We start from the raw sequence: 13,301 nt of genomic DNA, 5'->3' as shown, positions 1-13,301 counted from the left end.
CCACCTGCGTCAGAGCAGGAAGTCCGGATCCTGGCCCTCGACCGTCTCCCGGTCGTTCCGACCGCCCTCGATGTTCTCCTTGAACCGCTTGAGGTCGGACTCGACAGCGCCCTGGTCCAGGTGAAGGACCGCGCCCGCCTTCTCGACGAACGACTTCGGCGCCCAGCCGAACTCGACGGCGACCCGGGTGCGCTCGGCGTCGATCGGCACGAAGCGCACGGTGCCCGCGTGCATCTCCTCGGCGATGCTCGCCCACGAGATCCGCTCGTTCGGCACCATCTCCGTGACCCGGGCGTCGAACTCCCGGCGCACGCCGGCGACGCGCACGACCCAGTGGGTGACGTCCTCGCCGGTTCGCGTGACCTCTTCGACCATCGACATGAACGACGGCAGCTGCTCCAGCTTCGCCCACTGATCGTAGACGCGGCGCACGGGCGCCTCGACCTCGATCTGCGCGGTGACCTTCTCCATATGCTCGTTCCTCTCGTCGGGTGCCCGACGTTACGAGGGTGAGCAGACGATCGCGCGGGGGTTGACGTCCCGAGCGCGACGTCTTAAGCGCGCGGAAGCGCGGCGCGCGGAAGCGCGGCGCGCGTCAGGCGCCGTTGCCCTGGGTCTCGGGCTCGATCGGCTGGTCCTCCGGCGGCTCGGGGACCAGGTGCAGACCGCTCGGGGTGTTCGCGGTGAACGCCAGTGCCTCGATCCAGGCGCGGTTCACGGCGGGCTGACGGGAGCCGAAGTACTTGAAGACCAGCGAGCTGCCGGCGTGCACCCAGACGGTGGTGCGGCCGCCACCGACGCTCGGGTCCTCGCGCCAGCTGAACGGGAAGGGCTCGCCGCGGCGCAGCTTGGCGGTGATGACGAGCTGAAGGTGCGTGAGAGCGCGGTCCTCGATCTCGGTCTTGATCGAGCTGTCGTAGATGAACTTGCCCATGGAAGGCCAACCTTCTCGTCGTCACCGGAGCGGTGAATGAATGGTCTCCCCATCCCCCACCCGCTACTTTAGTCCCATGGGCCAGCTCTACTACGGCAACAACCCCGACCCGATCGTCATCGAGGACCGTGCTCTCGCGCACCTGAAGGTGGTGGTGGCGACCAAGCTGCGCCGCAACGAGAGCTTCACGCTGTCGTGGCGTCACCAGGGCGAGGACGAGCCGGGCCGCACGACCATCTGGCTGCACCCGTCGATTCCGCTGCGCTTCGTGTTCGCGGAACCGGAGGCCCCGGAGCTGAGCGCCGAGTGGATCACGGCGATGGCGCAGTCTGCGAACTCCAGCGGCGGCATCATGCTGCTCGACGAGCACGTGGACGGCGTCTGACCCCGCTCACTCCGACGACTCCGACGAGACCACGTGCGGGGCGCCGACCGGCTTGGACTCCGCCGAGGAGCGCTGGCGCAGGAAGATCGAGAAGGCGACCATCGTTCCGACCGCCAGGAACTCGCTCTGCCAGTTCTGCAGGGTGCGGTCCCAGAACTCGGGTGAGAGCACGTACTCGCCCCAGCTCATCGGGGCGACACCGTGCTCGGCGTTCTCCTGGTTCATCACGACGGTGCCGCTGAGCGACTGCATCAGCCACGAGAGCACGAAGATCGCGCCCATCACGAGCACGAGCGAGTTCTCGTAGACGAGCCGCCGCCAGCCGCCCACCTTCGCCCAGGTGGGCGAATCGGCTGACGCGTAGGCACCGACCTGCTGGTCCTCGTCGCTGGAGGCACCCTCGTCGTCCGGCTGCTTGGATTCGGGCGATCCGCGCTGCACGAGCCACACGGTCGCGGCGATGAACAGCAGGAACTGCAGGAACTCCGACTGCCAGTTCTCGGCCACGTCCACGACGAAGTCACTCGAGAACACGAAGGCGAGATAGCTCTGCTCCGGCATGCCGTGCTGCGCCAGATCCTCGTTGGTACGCAGGTACCCGGCCAGGGACTGCCCTGCCAGGGCGAGCACGAACAGCGTGAAGAAGAACAGGCTCAGGGCATTGTCGCGCAGCGTGCGGCGCATCGATCTCACCTTCCGCTCACCAGGACGGCGGCCATCGCCAGGAACCCGGCGATCACCGTGCCCATCCACATCCAGAACACGGTCAGGGCCCCGTTCGGTCGCTGCTGCATGCTCGCTCCTCTGCTCGTCCGTCTCTCGGATGCTCGTCTGCACCGGCCGAAGCAGGAAGGGCCTTGACGGCGACGGCGCGCACTGTCAACCCCATTAGGGGCGACCCGCGAGCGCGGCTAGCGTCGTGGCCAGATGATCCGGAGCATGACGAGGAGAGGAGCGGGACCATGACCCTGACGCGGGACATCATGACCGAGGGGGCCCAGTGCGTCGGCGAGAACGACGCACTCACGATCGCCGCCGAGCTGATGCGGGATCTCGACGTGGGAGCGCTGCCGATCTGCGGTGAGGACGGGCGGCTGAAGGGCATGCTCACGGACCGCGACATCGTCGTGAAGGGCATCGCCGCCGGTCACGACCCCGACACGACCAACGCGGGCCGGTTCGCCACCGGCGTCCCGCTGACCGTGCAGGCGGGCGATGACATCGAGAGCGTGCTGAACCTGATGCGCGCCCACCAGGTGCGCCGCGTGCCGGTGATCGAGGAGCACCGGCTGGTGGGCATCGTCAGCCAGGCCGACATTGCCCGTCGGCTCGAACCGGGCACGACCGGTGAGACCGTGGAGCGCATCTCACGAGAGGGGAAATGATGGACGATCGCAGCAAGGACGACGACGCCGTGACCACGCACGCGAGCTGGGGTGCGGGCAATCCGCATCTGCGGATCTCGCGCGACGGCGAGGATCGGTCCGTCCTCGAGCTGACCATGGACGAGGCGACGCTCGGATCCGCGGCGGGCGGCACCGTCGTGCTGGCGGGAACCGAGCCGGTGCACGCGTCCATCGTGCACGACGACCGGGATGAGTACGTGCTGACCATGCACGGCCCGGGCGAGATGAACGCCAGCAGCGAGCCGGATCACGATGGTGTGCGCACGGAGATCCTGCGCACCGGCTCCCGCTTCACTCTCGGCGACTGGACGCTCGTGTTCGGCCGAGAGGAGTACGCCGACCACGGCAGGCCGTTCGGCGGCCGGGAGGGCGGCGAGCTCTCCGATCAGCCGCCGCAGCCGCAGCGCCCCGACTATGCTGCCGAGCGCGCGGGCCAGGACGGCGACGATCGCGGCCAAGAGGTCAAGGACGGCTGAGCGCAGTCGGCGCGGCGGCGCGCTTCGGCGGCCGCCGCGCTCGGCTCAGTCCACCTGCTCCCGCTGCGTGCGGATGAACTGCAGGTCGGTGTCGCTGAGCTGCTCGTCCCGCGGCATCCGGGTTCCGGCGATGCGCTCCACCTCTTCGCGCACGCGATCGGGGATCAGCGCCCCCTCCATCTCCTCCAGGGCTTGCTTCGCATCAGCCGACAGCTTCGGCCACCAGGTGTGGATCTCGGGCTCGGTCATCTCGGGCTCCTCTCAGGCGTCGGAAGGACCGATGCTGTCATGGTCACCTGCCCGCACCGAGGGGCTTGACAGCCGCCGCTGCAGGATCGTGGCCTAGACTCCTTCGCAGAAAGGGGACGCCATGATCGACGCGATCGGCTCGCTGCTGCAGCTGCTGCTCGCGGCACTCGGCGCCGTCCCTCTCCCCGCCGGTCTGTCCGCGGGCGGCGCACTCGGCATGGCGGCGCTCTTCGTCGCCGTCGCGGTGATCGCCATCGCCCTCAGCGCGGTGACGCCGATTCCGGGCCTGCGCTCGGCGCCGCACCCGCGGCGCGCCATAGATCCGTCCACGCTGCTCGCGCAGAGCGATCCGGATGCCGATGGGCATCCGCGTCCGCGAGCCCCGGGAGTCGCTCCCGCCGTGTGACCCGTCCACTCGCGATCGGGGAACGCGGCTTCGCCGACCCCTTCCCTCTCGCGAACGGACGAACCCATGGACATCTTCGCCTTCCCCCCGCTCACCCTTCTCCTCGACGGCGCCTACAACGCCCTGCACTGGCTCGCCGGACTGCTGGAGCCGGTCGCCGACGGCGCATCCGCCGCCCTGGCCGTGGCGCTCGTCACTCTCCTGGTGCGCACCTTCCTCATCCCCGTCGGGGTCTCGCAGGCCAAGGCCGAGCAGATGCGCGCGCGCCTGGCGCCGAAGATGCGCGAGCTGCAGAAGCGCCACGCCAAGGATCCCGAACGCCTGCAACGCGAGACCATGGCCCTGTACCGCGATGAGCAGGCCTCTCCCCTGGCGGGCTGTCTGCCGCTGCTGGTGCAGGCGGCGGTCGTCGGCATCCTGTACACGCTGTTCCTGCGCCCCGAGATCGCCGGGCATCCGAACGAGCTGCTCACCCACGACCTGTTCGGCGCTCCTCTGGGCACTCCGCTGCTGAGCGCGGCCGGCGGCGGGATCGACCTGGCGACGGGCGTCGTGTGGGCGGTGGTGCTGCTGCTCATCGTGATCGTGGCGGACATCACCCGCCGGGTGTTCCGCCCGCAGGTGCCCGCCGAGGGACCGCTTGCCGCGCCCGGGATGCTCGGCATGATGAACGCCTTGCACTATCTGACAGCGGTGTTCGCCGTGTTCGTCCCGCTCGCCGCTGCACTGTACCTCGTCGTCACGGTGTCGTGGACGCTCGTGCAGCGGGCCCTGCTGCGCCGGCGCTACCCGCTGCCGTCCTGACCCGGCTCCGTCACAGCCCCGCGGTCAGCGCATCGCGACGGCGACGCGCAAATGCGCGTCGGGACCGGATGCCGCGGCGAGGGCACGATCGAGCGCCGACAGCGGATGCACAGGGCTGACCACCTCGGCGAAAGGATGGGCGCGGCCGGGCCCGGCGAGGAAGGACACCGCCGCCGCCAGGTCGTGCCCGGTGCAGCCGTGCACCCCGATCACCGTGACGAGGCGGCGCACGAGCGACTCGGTCTCGAGAGGGACGGGTTCGGCGGCAGGAGCCGTTTCCGTCAGCACCACCGTGCCGCCCACGGTGACGCCGTCGATCGCCTGCTTCACCGCGTGCCCCGACGCCTCGATGACGATGTCGGGCTCGGCCGGAGCATTCGCTTCCGCACCGAAGCGCACGGCCAGCGCGCGACGTGCGGGGTCCGGGTCGATGACGTCCACGACGGCCCCGCGCGAGTGCGCGATCGCGGCGGCGCTGAGGCCGAGAAGTCCCGCGCCGTGCACGCGCACCCGGGCTCCGTGCAGGTCCCCGCCGCGCGCCCCGGCCTCGACGGCGGCCCAGGCCGTCGCCGTGGCGCACGAGGCCGGGGCGAGCACCGCCGCGGGGAGGTGCTCGGGCGCGCGCACGATGGCCGTGCCCCGCCGCAGGTGCGCGTGGCTGGCGAATCCGCCGGCGAGCTCACGGTGGGAAGTGATGCGCTCGTTCCCGTACTCACCGAGATGACGGCACTTCTGCGTGAGCCCCGCTCGGCAGCGGTCGCAGTCCCCGCAGGAGACCGCGACCGACCAGACCACCCGGTCGCCTACGCGCAGGGGCGTCCCGTCGGCCGCATCCGCTCCGGCCGATCCGAGCGCGATGATCCTCCCGACGCTCTCGTGGCCCAGCACGAGCGGCACCTCGGCCGGCCGGAGTCCCTGCACCGTGACCAGATCGGATCCGCAGATCGTCGACAGCTCGATCGAGACGAGCACGTCGTCCGCGGCGAGGGCGACGCCCGGGACGGCGATCTCCTCCTGTGCCAACCCCGCACCGACGAAGGCCATCGCGATCGCAGCGGGGCGCAGCACGACGTCGTCGCGCCGCCCCGGGTCGTGCCCGGCGGACGGCCTGCGGGACAGCGCCGGTGCCGTCTCCAGGGTGACCTTCATCGTCACGGCCTTTCGCTGTTCTCGGGGGGTGTCCGACACAAACTCTGACAGCCCGTCGCCGACCGCAGCGCGTGGCGCAGCAGAGTTCAGCGCCCGTTCACCGAGGGTTCGATCGGGGCTCGGCCCGGACAGGCCACAGCGCGTGCCGCGCGTACGTGTGCCGGGCGCTGCATGCCCGATGCGTGGCGCGGGCGCCCGACGGGCACGCCGTAACATCGAAGGCATGCCCGCCCGTTCCGCCGCACTCGCCCATGCCCACGATCTCGCAGATCTCGTCGCCGCGTCGCCGTCGAGCTACCACGCGGCCGAGGAGGTCGCACGGCGGCTGCAGGAGGCCGGGTTCACCCGCCTCGACGAGACGGACGCGTGGCCCGGGCAGCCGGGCGGCCGCTTCGTCGTGGTCCGCGACGGCGCGGCGATCGCCTGGGCCGTACCCGCCGGCGCCACGGCGACGACGCCGGTTCATGTGCTCGGAGCTCACACCGACTCTCCCGGATTCAAGCTCAAGCCCCGGCCGACCACCGGCTCGCGCGGCTGGCTGCAGGCGGCGGTGGAGGTCTACGGCGGCCCGCTGCTCAACTCGTGGCTCGATCGCGAGCTGCGTCTGGCCGGGCGGCTCGCGCTGAGCGACGGTCGTGTCGTGCTCGCTGCGACGGGGCCTCTGCTGCGTCTGCCTCAGCTGGCCATCCACCTCGACCGCGCCGCGAACGACGGCCTCGCGCTCGACAGGCAGACCGGCACGCAGCCGGTGTGGGGCCTGGGTGACGCGGAATCCGCCGACATCCTCGGCGAGCTCGCAGCGACCGCCGGCGTCGACGCGGCGGAGATCCGCGGATACGATGCCGTCGTCGCCGATGCCGCGCGCGGAGTCGTCTTCGGCAAGGACGACGCGTTCTTCGCCTCGGGTCGCCTGGACGACCTGGCCTCGGTGCACGCCGGGGTCGTCGCGCTGATCGAAGCCGCCGACGCCGTCGACGGCATCATCCCGATGCTCGCCGCATTCGATCATGAAGAGCTGGGATCCGCGTCGCGGTCGGGCGCGGCGGGCCCCTTCCTCGAGGACGTGCTGGTGCGCCTGTACGCGTCGCTGGGTGCGGATGCCGCCCAGCAGCGTCGCGCTCTGGCAGCCTCCTGGCACCTCTCGAGCGACGTCGGTCACTCGGTGCACCCGAACTACGCGCACAAGCACGACCCCGTCGTGCAGCCGGTGCTCGGCTCCGGCCCGATCCTCAAGATCAACGCGAACCAGCGCTACGCGACGGATGCCGTGGGCGCGGCGGCCTGGGCGGACTGGTGCGAGAGCGCCGGCGTGGCCTCGCAGGAGTTCGTGTCCAACAACGCGGTGCCGTGCGGATCGACCATCGGGCCGATCACGGCCACGCGCCTCGGCATCCGCACGGTCGATGTCGGCATCCCGATCCTCTCGATGCACTCGGCGCGCGAGCTCGCCGGTGTGAGCGACCTGTACGACCTCTCCCGCGTGGCCCGCGCGTTCTTCGCCGGCTGAGCGCTGCGGCACCGCATAGACCTTCCCCGGAACCTGGAGCATCATGACCGACGTCCTCCCTGCACCTGACCCGAGGGCCCGCTATCGGATCGAACCGACGGTGCTCCAGGCGCTGCGCAGCCCGCGGCTGCTGACACGCGAGGTGCTGGCGGGCCTGGTGGTCGCGCTCGCTCTCATCCCCGAGGCGATCGCGTTCTCGTTGATCGCGGGGGTCGACCCGCGGGTCGGCCTGTTCTCGGCGTTCGTCATGGCGGTGTCGATCGCGTTCCTCGGCGGCAGGCCGGCGATGATCACGGCCGCGACCGGCGCCGTCGCGCTGGTCATCGCTCCGGTCGTGCGCGAGCACGGGATGGACTACCTCATCGCCACGGTGATGCTGGGCGGGCTCATCCAGATCGTGCTCGCCCTGCTCGGCGTCGCGAAGCTGATGCGCTTCATCCCCCGCTCGGTCATGGTCGGGTTCGTCAACGCCCTCGCGATCCTGATCTTCATCGCGCAGCTGCCCCAGCTGTTCGACGTGCCCTGGCTGGTCTACCCGCTGGTGGCCGCAGGGCTGGTGATCATGTTCCTCGTGCCGAAGATGACCAAGGCGGTGCCCGCACCGCTCGTGGCCATCGTGCTGCTGACCGCCGTCGTCGTGGTGTTCGGCTGGAGCGTGCCGACCGTGGGCGACCAGGGCGAGCTGCCGCAGAGTCTCCCCGAACTCTTCATCCCGCAGGTGCCCCTCACTCTCGAGACCCTCGGGATCATCGCACCGTTCTCGCTGGCGATGGCCGTGGTCGGCCTGCTGGAGTCGCTGATGACGGCGAAGCTGGTCGACGACATCACGGACACCCACTCGAGGAAGACGCGCGAGGCGCTCGGGCAGGGCGCGGCGAACGTGCTCTCCGGCGCGTTCGGCGGCATGGGTGGCTGCGCGATGATCGGCCAGACCATGATCAACGTGAAGGCGTCCGGTGCGCGCACCCGCATCTCGACCTTCCTCGCCGGCGCCTTCCTGCTGGTGCTCGTGCTGGTGCTCGACGACGTCGTCGCGGTGATCCCGATGGCGGCGCTGGTGGCCGTGATGTTCCTCGTCTCGTTCGCGACCTTCGACTGGCACAGCATCCGCCCCGCCACCCTGCGCCGGATGCCCAAGAGCGAGACCGCCGTCATGCTCATCACCGTCATCGCCACTGTCTGGACGCACAACCTCGCGATCGGCGTGGTTCTCGGCGTCCTCGCCGCGATGGTGCTGTTCGCGCGACGGGTCGCGCACTTCACCAGCGTCACGCGCCGCATCGACGCCGATGCCGAGGCGTCCACCGCGCACTACACGGTGGACGGAGAGCTGTTCTTCGCCTCCAGCAACGACCTCACCACGCAGTTCGAGTACAGCCGCGACCCGGAGCGCATCGTCATCGACATGTCCCGATCCCACATCTGGGACGCCTCCACGGTCGCGGCGCTCGACGCGATCGTCACCAAGTACGAGCAGCGCGGCAAGACGGTGGCGCTGCGCGGCATGAACGAGGCCACCAGCCGGTTCCACGAAAGGCTCACCGGGGGTCTCGGCGGGGAGCACTGACGCCGGCGCGGATCAGATCAGCTCGCGAACCAGCGCCTCGACGCGTGCGCGGATCTCGTCACGGATGGGGCGCACGGCCCCGATGCCCTGCCCGGCCGGATCGTCGAGCTTCCAGTCCTCGTACCGCTTGCCGGGGAAGAACGGGCAGGCGTCGCCGCATCCCATCGTGATGACGACGTCCGAGGCCTGCACAGCCTCGATCGTCAGCACCTTCGGCTGCTCGGCCGTGATGTCGATGCCGAGCTCGCTCATGGCCTCCACGGCGACGGGATTGATCTGCTCCGCCGGCAGAGACCCCGCCGAGCGCACCTCGACGCGATCGCCGGCGATGTCGCGCAGGAACCCCGCGGCCATCTGCGAGCGGCCGGCGTTGTGCACGCAGACGAAGAGCACGGAGGGCGGGGATGGGGTCATGGCTCCAGTCTGGTCCACGGCGCCTGCCGAGGACTGACATTTCATACTGGTGACGCCCGACACGATACTGATATCGTCGGGGCATGGCCAGCGACGCGAACGAGCGCAGACTCGAAGAGGGCATCGTCACCGATCTGAAGGATCGGATGACGTACGGCTCGTATCTCGACCTGGACCGGCTGCTGGGTGCACAGCATCCGGTCTCACAGCCGCAGCACCACGACGAGATGCTGTTCATCATCCAGCATCAGACCACCGAGCTGTGGCTCAAGCTGGTCCTGCACGAGCTCGGCACCGCCCGCGACCGCCTCGCCGACGACGACCTGCGCTCCGCCCTCAAGCACATCGCGCGCGTCAAGCACATCCAGGAGGTCCTGACTCAGCAGTGGTCGGTGCTGGCCACGCTCACCCCCACCGAGTACGCCGAGTTCCGCGGCGACCTCGGCAACTCGTCGGGCTTCCAGTCGGTGCAGTACCGGGGTGTGGAGTTCGCCCTCGGCAACAAGAACGAGCGGATGCTGAGCGTCTTCCGCGACCACCCCGAGAACCTGGCGCTGCTGACCGCCGAGTGGGAGCGCCCCACGCTGTACGACGAGTTCCTGCGCCTGGCCGCGCGGCGGGGTCTGCCCATCCCCTCCGAGATCCTCCGTCGGGACGTGCGTCAGCCCTACCGCGAGCATCCGGAACTGGTCGCCGCGATCCGTGAGATCTACGAGAACCCGCACGAGCACTGGGACCTGTACGAGGCGTGCGAGGAGCTCGTCGACGTCGAGGACAACTTCCAGTTCTGGCGCTTCCGCCACCTGCGCACCGTGACCCGCACCATCGGCATGAAGGTCGGCACGGGCGGCTCGAGCGGTGTCGGGTTCCTGCAGCGGGCGCTGGATCTGACGTTCTTCCCGGAGCTGTACAGCGTGCGCACCGAGATCGGACGCTGAATGAGAGCGGTCCGGTTCTTCGACGGGGAGAGGCTGCGCGAGGGTACCCTCGTGCGGAGCGACGGGGGCGTGCGCCTGCTCGACGATCCCGCCGAGCCCGGCACCGCCCGCCTGGACGGCATCGTGACGGGCCGCTTCACCGACCACCACGTGCACCTGCAGCTGGTCGATCACACCCTGCTGGCCGGATCGCGGCTCGCGCGGGTGGTCGACCTGGGGGCGACCCCGGAGTGGGTGGCGGCTCTCGCGCATCACGACCCCGGAGACCCGTCGCCCGTCGCCGTCGAGTACGCCGGCGCGTTCCTCACCGCGCCCGGTGGCTACCCCTCGGATCGCGCATGGGCTCCCGAAGGGTCCGTCCGCGAGATCCCGGATGCCGCGGCGGCGACGCGCGCTGTGGATGAGCTCGCCGCGGGCGGGGCATCCGTGATCAAGGTCGTCGCGCACGGTGACGGCCCCGTGCTCGACGACGAGACGTTCTGCGCGGCCGTCCGCGCCGCCGCCGCTCACGACCTGCCCGTCGTCGCCCACGCGGAGGGTCGCGGGCAAGCGCAGCGCGCCGGGCGACTGGGCGCGCAGGCTCTCGCGCACGCCCCGTTCAGCGAGCGGCTGACCGGGGACGAGATCGCCGAGCAGGCGGCATCCGTCGCGTGGGTGTCGACGCTCGCGGTTCATGACGACGCACATAGCGCGATCGCGATCGACAACGTCCGCCGCTTCAGCGCCGCCGGAGGCACCGTGCTCTACGGCACCGACATGGGCAACGGCGACACCCCCGTCGATCTGCGCGAGAGCGAGATCGCGGCGCTGAACGAGGCCGGAGTGCGGGGCATCCGCCTGCTGACCGCCCTGGCGCCGTCGTCGCCCCTGGTTCCGGGTGTCTCGCTGCTCTTCCTTCCCGCGGGCGACCCCCAGCTCGCACGCCCCCTCACGACCATCGATCCGGAGGACTGACATGACCGAATCGCTCGAGGACGAGCACCGCCGCCTCGCGGGGATCAGCTCACCCGACCTGCTCAGCGAGGCGCGCCGGCTGGATGCGGCCGACCCTCTCGCGCACCACGTGCACGCCTTCGCCGATGCCCCGGGGGTCTCGGCCTACCTGGACGGCAACTCGCTGGGACGACCGCTGCGGGATCTGCCCGAGAAGGCCGCTGCGTTCATCCGCGACGACTGGGGCACGCGCCTGATCCGCTCGTGGGACGAGCAGTGGATGGAGCTGCCGATGGTGCTGGGCGATCGCGTCGCCGAGGTCGCCCTGGGCGCCGCCGCCGGTCAGACGGTCGTCGCCGACTCGACCAGCGTCATGCTGTACAAGCTCATGCGCGCCGCCGTGGCCGCCCGCCCGGACCGGGACGAGATCGTCATCGAGTCGGGCAACTTCCCCACCGACCGCTTCATCGCCGCCGGTGTCGCGCAGGAGACCGGCGCCACGCTGCGCTGGGTGGAGCCGGATGCCCTGGCCGGCGTCACCGTCGACGACATCGCCGCCGCGGTGTCCGAGCGCACCGCGCTCGTGGTGCTCAGCCACGTCGACTACCGTTCGGGCGCGCTGGCCGACATGCCCGCGATCACGAGGACGGTGAAGGACGCCGGTGCGCTGATGCTCTGGGATCTGTGCCACTCGGTCGGCTCGGTGCCGATGAAGCTCGACGAGTGGGGCGTGGACCTGGCGGTCGGCTGCACCTACAAGTACCTCAACGGCGGCCCGGGCTCCCCCGCGTTCGCGTACCTGCGTGCCGAGCATCAGGGAACCCTCGCGCAGCCGATCCACGGCTGGTGGGGCGCTGCGGACATCTTCGCGATGGGCCCGGAGTACGCGCCCGTCGGCGGCATCCGCCAGCTGCTCAGCGGCACCCCGCCCGTGCTGTCGATGCTCGCCATGCAGGGGATGCTCGACCTCATCGCCGAGGCGGGGATGACCGCCGTGCGCGCCAAGTCGATCTCCCTGACCGGATTCGCCGTGCGCGCGTACGACGAGCTGCTCGCCCCGCTGGGTGTGCGGCTGCTGACCACGCGCGACGCCTCGCGGCGCGGCGGGCATGTCACCATCGGCCATGAATCCTTCCAGGAGGTCACCGCGCGCCTGTGGGGCGACGGGATCATCCCCGACTTCCGCTTTCCGGATGGCATCCGGCTGGGCCTGTCGCCGCTGAGCACCACGCACGAGGAGACGCTGCGCGGCATCGTCGCCGTGCGCGACGCCCTGGCATGACCGGCGATTCCTCTCTCCCCCCGGGCGGCGACGACGGGGCCGTGCTCGACGACATCGACGCTCGGCCCGGCAGCACCGTCTCGCTGCTGCGCACGGTGATCGGGCTGTACCTGCGTCCGCTCGGCGGCGGGATCACCTCCGCAGCGCTCGTGCGGCTGGCCGGCGATCTCGGCATCCCCGCGGGCAGGGCGCGCACGGCGATCACCCGTCTCAAGCAGCGCGGTCTGCTGCTCTCCACCGGCGGGGCGGGTTACGCACTGAACCCGGCCGCGTTCCCGATGCTGGAGCGCGGGGACCGCCGCATCTTCGCGGTGCGCACCATGCGCCCGGGAGACGAGTGGATGCTGGTGTCGGCATCGATTCCCGAGACGCGCCGCGATCTGCGGCATCAGCTGCGCCGCCGGCTGCAGTTCCTCGGCGCGGGTTCCGTGGCGCCGGGGCTGTGGATCCTTCCCGGTCACCTCCAGACCGAGATCGAGGAGCTGCTCGAGGAGATCGGCGCCCGCGGCTTCGCCACGCTGTTCCGCACCGCCGACCCGATGCCGGCCGCGCCGCTCGCGCAGACGGCGGCCACCTGGTGGGACCTGGATGCCCTGCGCGTCGAGCACGAGCGCTTCCTGGCATCCGTGGACGCACTGGACCTCTCGGCGCCGTTCTCCGCCTACGTGCACCTGATCGACAGCTGGCGCCTGCTGCCCTACATCGATCCGGGTCTGCCCGCCGCTCTGCTGCCGGCGGACTGGCCCGGCGAACGCAGCGTCGCCGCGTTCGCCGAGCTGTCGGGGCGTCTCGCGGCGGCCGCACGCGAGCATGTGCGTGCGGCCGCCGGTTGAGATCGCCGCATCCCCGGC

17 protein-coding genes are annotated in these 13,301 nt (G+C 70.6%); 11 read left to right on the top strand and 6 right to left on the bottom strand.

Annotated features, from left to right (window positions below; translation table 11 throughout):
• Positions 1-9: 9 nt before the first annotated feature.
• Together ACFWHT_RS12355 and ACFWHT_RS12350 are read right to left on the bottom strand one after the other, a co-directional pair.
• Positions 10-471: an SRPBCC family protein gene (locus ACFWHT_RS12355; protein ID WP_378828921.1), complete on the bottom strand. Its 462-nt coding sequence runs from the start codon at positions 469-471 to the stop codon at positions 10-12.
• A 124-nt stretch (positions 472-595) separates the two neighbouring features.
• Positions 596-934, bottom strand: coding sequence for an ATP-dependent DNA ligase (locus ACFWHT_RS12350; protein ID WP_378828919.1), 339 nt, complete (start codon positions 932-934; stop codon positions 596-598).
• 76 nt (positions 935-1,010) lie between these two features.
• On the opposite strand from ACFWHT_RS12350, the gene ACFWHT_RS12345 reads away from it, so the two are divergent.
• Positions 1,011-1,319, top strand: coding sequence for a hypothetical protein (locus ACFWHT_RS12345; protein ID WP_378828917.1), 309 nt, complete (start codon positions 1,011-1,013; stop codon positions 1,317-1,319).
• A gap of 6 nt (positions 1,320-1,325) precedes the next feature.
• On the opposite strand, the gene ACFWHT_RS12340 is transcribed toward ACFWHT_RS12345, so the two are convergent.
• A complete protein-coding gene (locus ACFWHT_RS12340) occupies positions 1,326-2,003 on the bottom strand; it encodes a DUF6766 family protein (protein WP_378828916.1) in 678 nt (225 codons plus the stop codon).
• A gap of 278 nt (positions 2,004-2,281) precedes the next feature.
• Here ACFWHT_RS12340 and ACFWHT_RS12335 point away from each other — a divergent pair, with 278 nt between their 5' ends.
• Both ACFWHT_RS12335 and ACFWHT_RS12330 read left to right on the top strand, forming a co-directional pair.
• The gene (locus ACFWHT_RS12335) at positions 2,282-2,704 is read left to right on the top strand and encodes a CBS domain-containing protein (protein ID WP_378828913.1); all 423 of its coding nucleotides are present in this window, start codon (positions 2,282-2,284) and stop codon (positions 2,702-2,704) included.
• The gene (locus ACFWHT_RS12330; RefSeq protein ID WP_378828911.1) at positions 2,704-3,201 is read left to right on the top strand and encodes a hypothetical protein; all 498 of its coding nucleotides are present in this window, start codon (positions 2,704-2,706) and stop codon (positions 3,199-3,201) included. Before ACFWHT_RS12335 ends, ACFWHT_RS12330 begins: the two co-directional genes overlap by 1 nt.
• A 45-nt stretch (positions 3,202-3,246) precedes the next feature.
• Here ACFWHT_RS12330 and ACFWHT_RS12325 read toward each other — a convergent pair whose 3' ends face one another.
• A complete protein-coding gene (locus tag ACFWHT_RS12325; protein WP_378828909.1) occupies positions 3,247-3,450 on the bottom strand; it encodes a hypothetical protein in 204 nt (67 codons plus the stop codon).
• Positions 3,451-3,571: 121 nt separating this feature from the next.
• On the opposite strand from ACFWHT_RS12325, the gene ACFWHT_RS12320 reads away from it, so the two are divergent.
• Entirely contained in the window at positions 3,572-3,856 is a 285-nt protein-coding gene (locus ACFWHT_RS12320) for a DUF6412 domain-containing protein (RefSeq protein ID WP_378828907.1), read from the top strand.
• 66 nt (positions 3,857-3,922) lie between these two features.
• The gene (locus ACFWHT_RS12315) at positions 3,923-4,660 is read left to right on the top strand and encodes a YidC/Oxa1 family membrane protein insertase (protein WP_378828905.1); all 738 of its coding nucleotides are present in this window, start codon (positions 3,923-3,925) and stop codon (positions 4,658-4,660) included.
• Positions 4,661-4,684: 24 nt separating this feature from the next.
• Here the strand turns inward: ACFWHT_RS12315 and ACFWHT_RS12310 are convergent, their stop codons facing one another.
• Positions 4,685-5,809 (bottom strand): alcohol dehydrogenase catalytic domain-containing protein, encoded by a 1,125-nt coding sequence (locus ACFWHT_RS12310; protein WP_378828903.1) that lies wholly within the window; start codon positions 5,807-5,809, stop codon positions 4,685-4,687.
• Positions 5,810-6,032: 223 nt separating this feature from the next.
• Between ACFWHT_RS12310 and ACFWHT_RS12305 the strand changes: the two genes are divergently transcribed.
• Positions 6,033-7,316, top strand: coding sequence for a M18 family aminopeptidase (locus tag ACFWHT_RS12305; protein ID WP_378828900.1), 1,284 nt, complete (start codon positions 6,033-6,035; stop codon positions 7,314-7,316).
• A 43-nt stretch (positions 7,317-7,359) separates the two neighbouring features.
• The gene (locus ACFWHT_RS12300) at positions 7,360-8,883 is read left to right on the top strand and encodes a SulP family inorganic anion transporter (protein WP_378828898.1); all 1,524 of its coding nucleotides are present in this window, start codon (positions 7,360-7,362) and stop codon (positions 8,881-8,883) included.
• Positions 8,884-8,895: 12 nt separating this feature from the next.
• Here ACFWHT_RS12300 and ACFWHT_RS12295 read toward each other — a convergent pair whose 3' ends face one another.
• A complete protein-coding gene (locus ACFWHT_RS12295) occupies positions 8,896-9,297 on the bottom strand; it encodes an arsenate reductase ArsC (protein WP_378828895.1) in 402 nt (133 codons plus the stop codon).
• An 83-nt stretch (positions 9,298-9,380) separates the two neighbouring features.
• Here ACFWHT_RS12295 and kynA point away from each other — a divergent pair, with 83 nt between their 5' ends.
• From kynA to ACFWHT_RS12275, 4 genes are read left to right on the top strand one after another with little or no spacing between them, the layout of a single operon-like run.
• The gene (kynA, locus tag ACFWHT_RS12290; RefSeq protein ID WP_378828893.1) at positions 9,381-10,235 is read left to right on the top strand and encodes a tryptophan 2,3-dioxygenase; all 855 of its coding nucleotides are present in this window, start codon (positions 9,381-9,383) and stop codon (positions 10,233-10,235) included.
• 51 nt (positions 10,236-10,286) lie between these two features.
• Entirely contained in the window at positions 10,287-11,189 is a 903-nt protein-coding gene (locus ACFWHT_RS12285; protein ID WP_378828890.1) for a hydrolase, read from the top strand.
• A 1-nt stretch (position 11,190) separates the two neighbouring features.
• Positions 11,191-12,450: a kynureninase gene (locus tag ACFWHT_RS12280; RefSeq protein WP_378828888.1), complete on the top strand. Its 1,260-nt coding sequence runs from the start codon at positions 11,191-11,193 to the stop codon at positions 12,448-12,450.
• Positions 12,447-13,283: a PaaX family transcriptional regulator C-terminal domain-containing protein gene (locus tag ACFWHT_RS12275; protein ID WP_378828886.1), complete on the top strand. Its 837-nt coding sequence runs from the start codon at positions 12,447-12,449 to the stop codon at positions 13,281-13,283. Before ACFWHT_RS12280 ends, ACFWHT_RS12275 begins: the two co-directional genes overlap by 4 nt.
• Positions 13,284-13,301 lie beyond the last annotated feature (18 nt).

Origin of the sequence: Microbacterium sp. NPDC058342 (genome assembly GCF_042723935.1) — a bacterium.
Lineage (GTDB): Bacteria > Actinomycetota > Actinomycetes > Actinomycetales > Microbacteriaceae > Microbacterium.
This window is presented reverse-complemented; position numbering and strand designations above follow the sequence as displayed.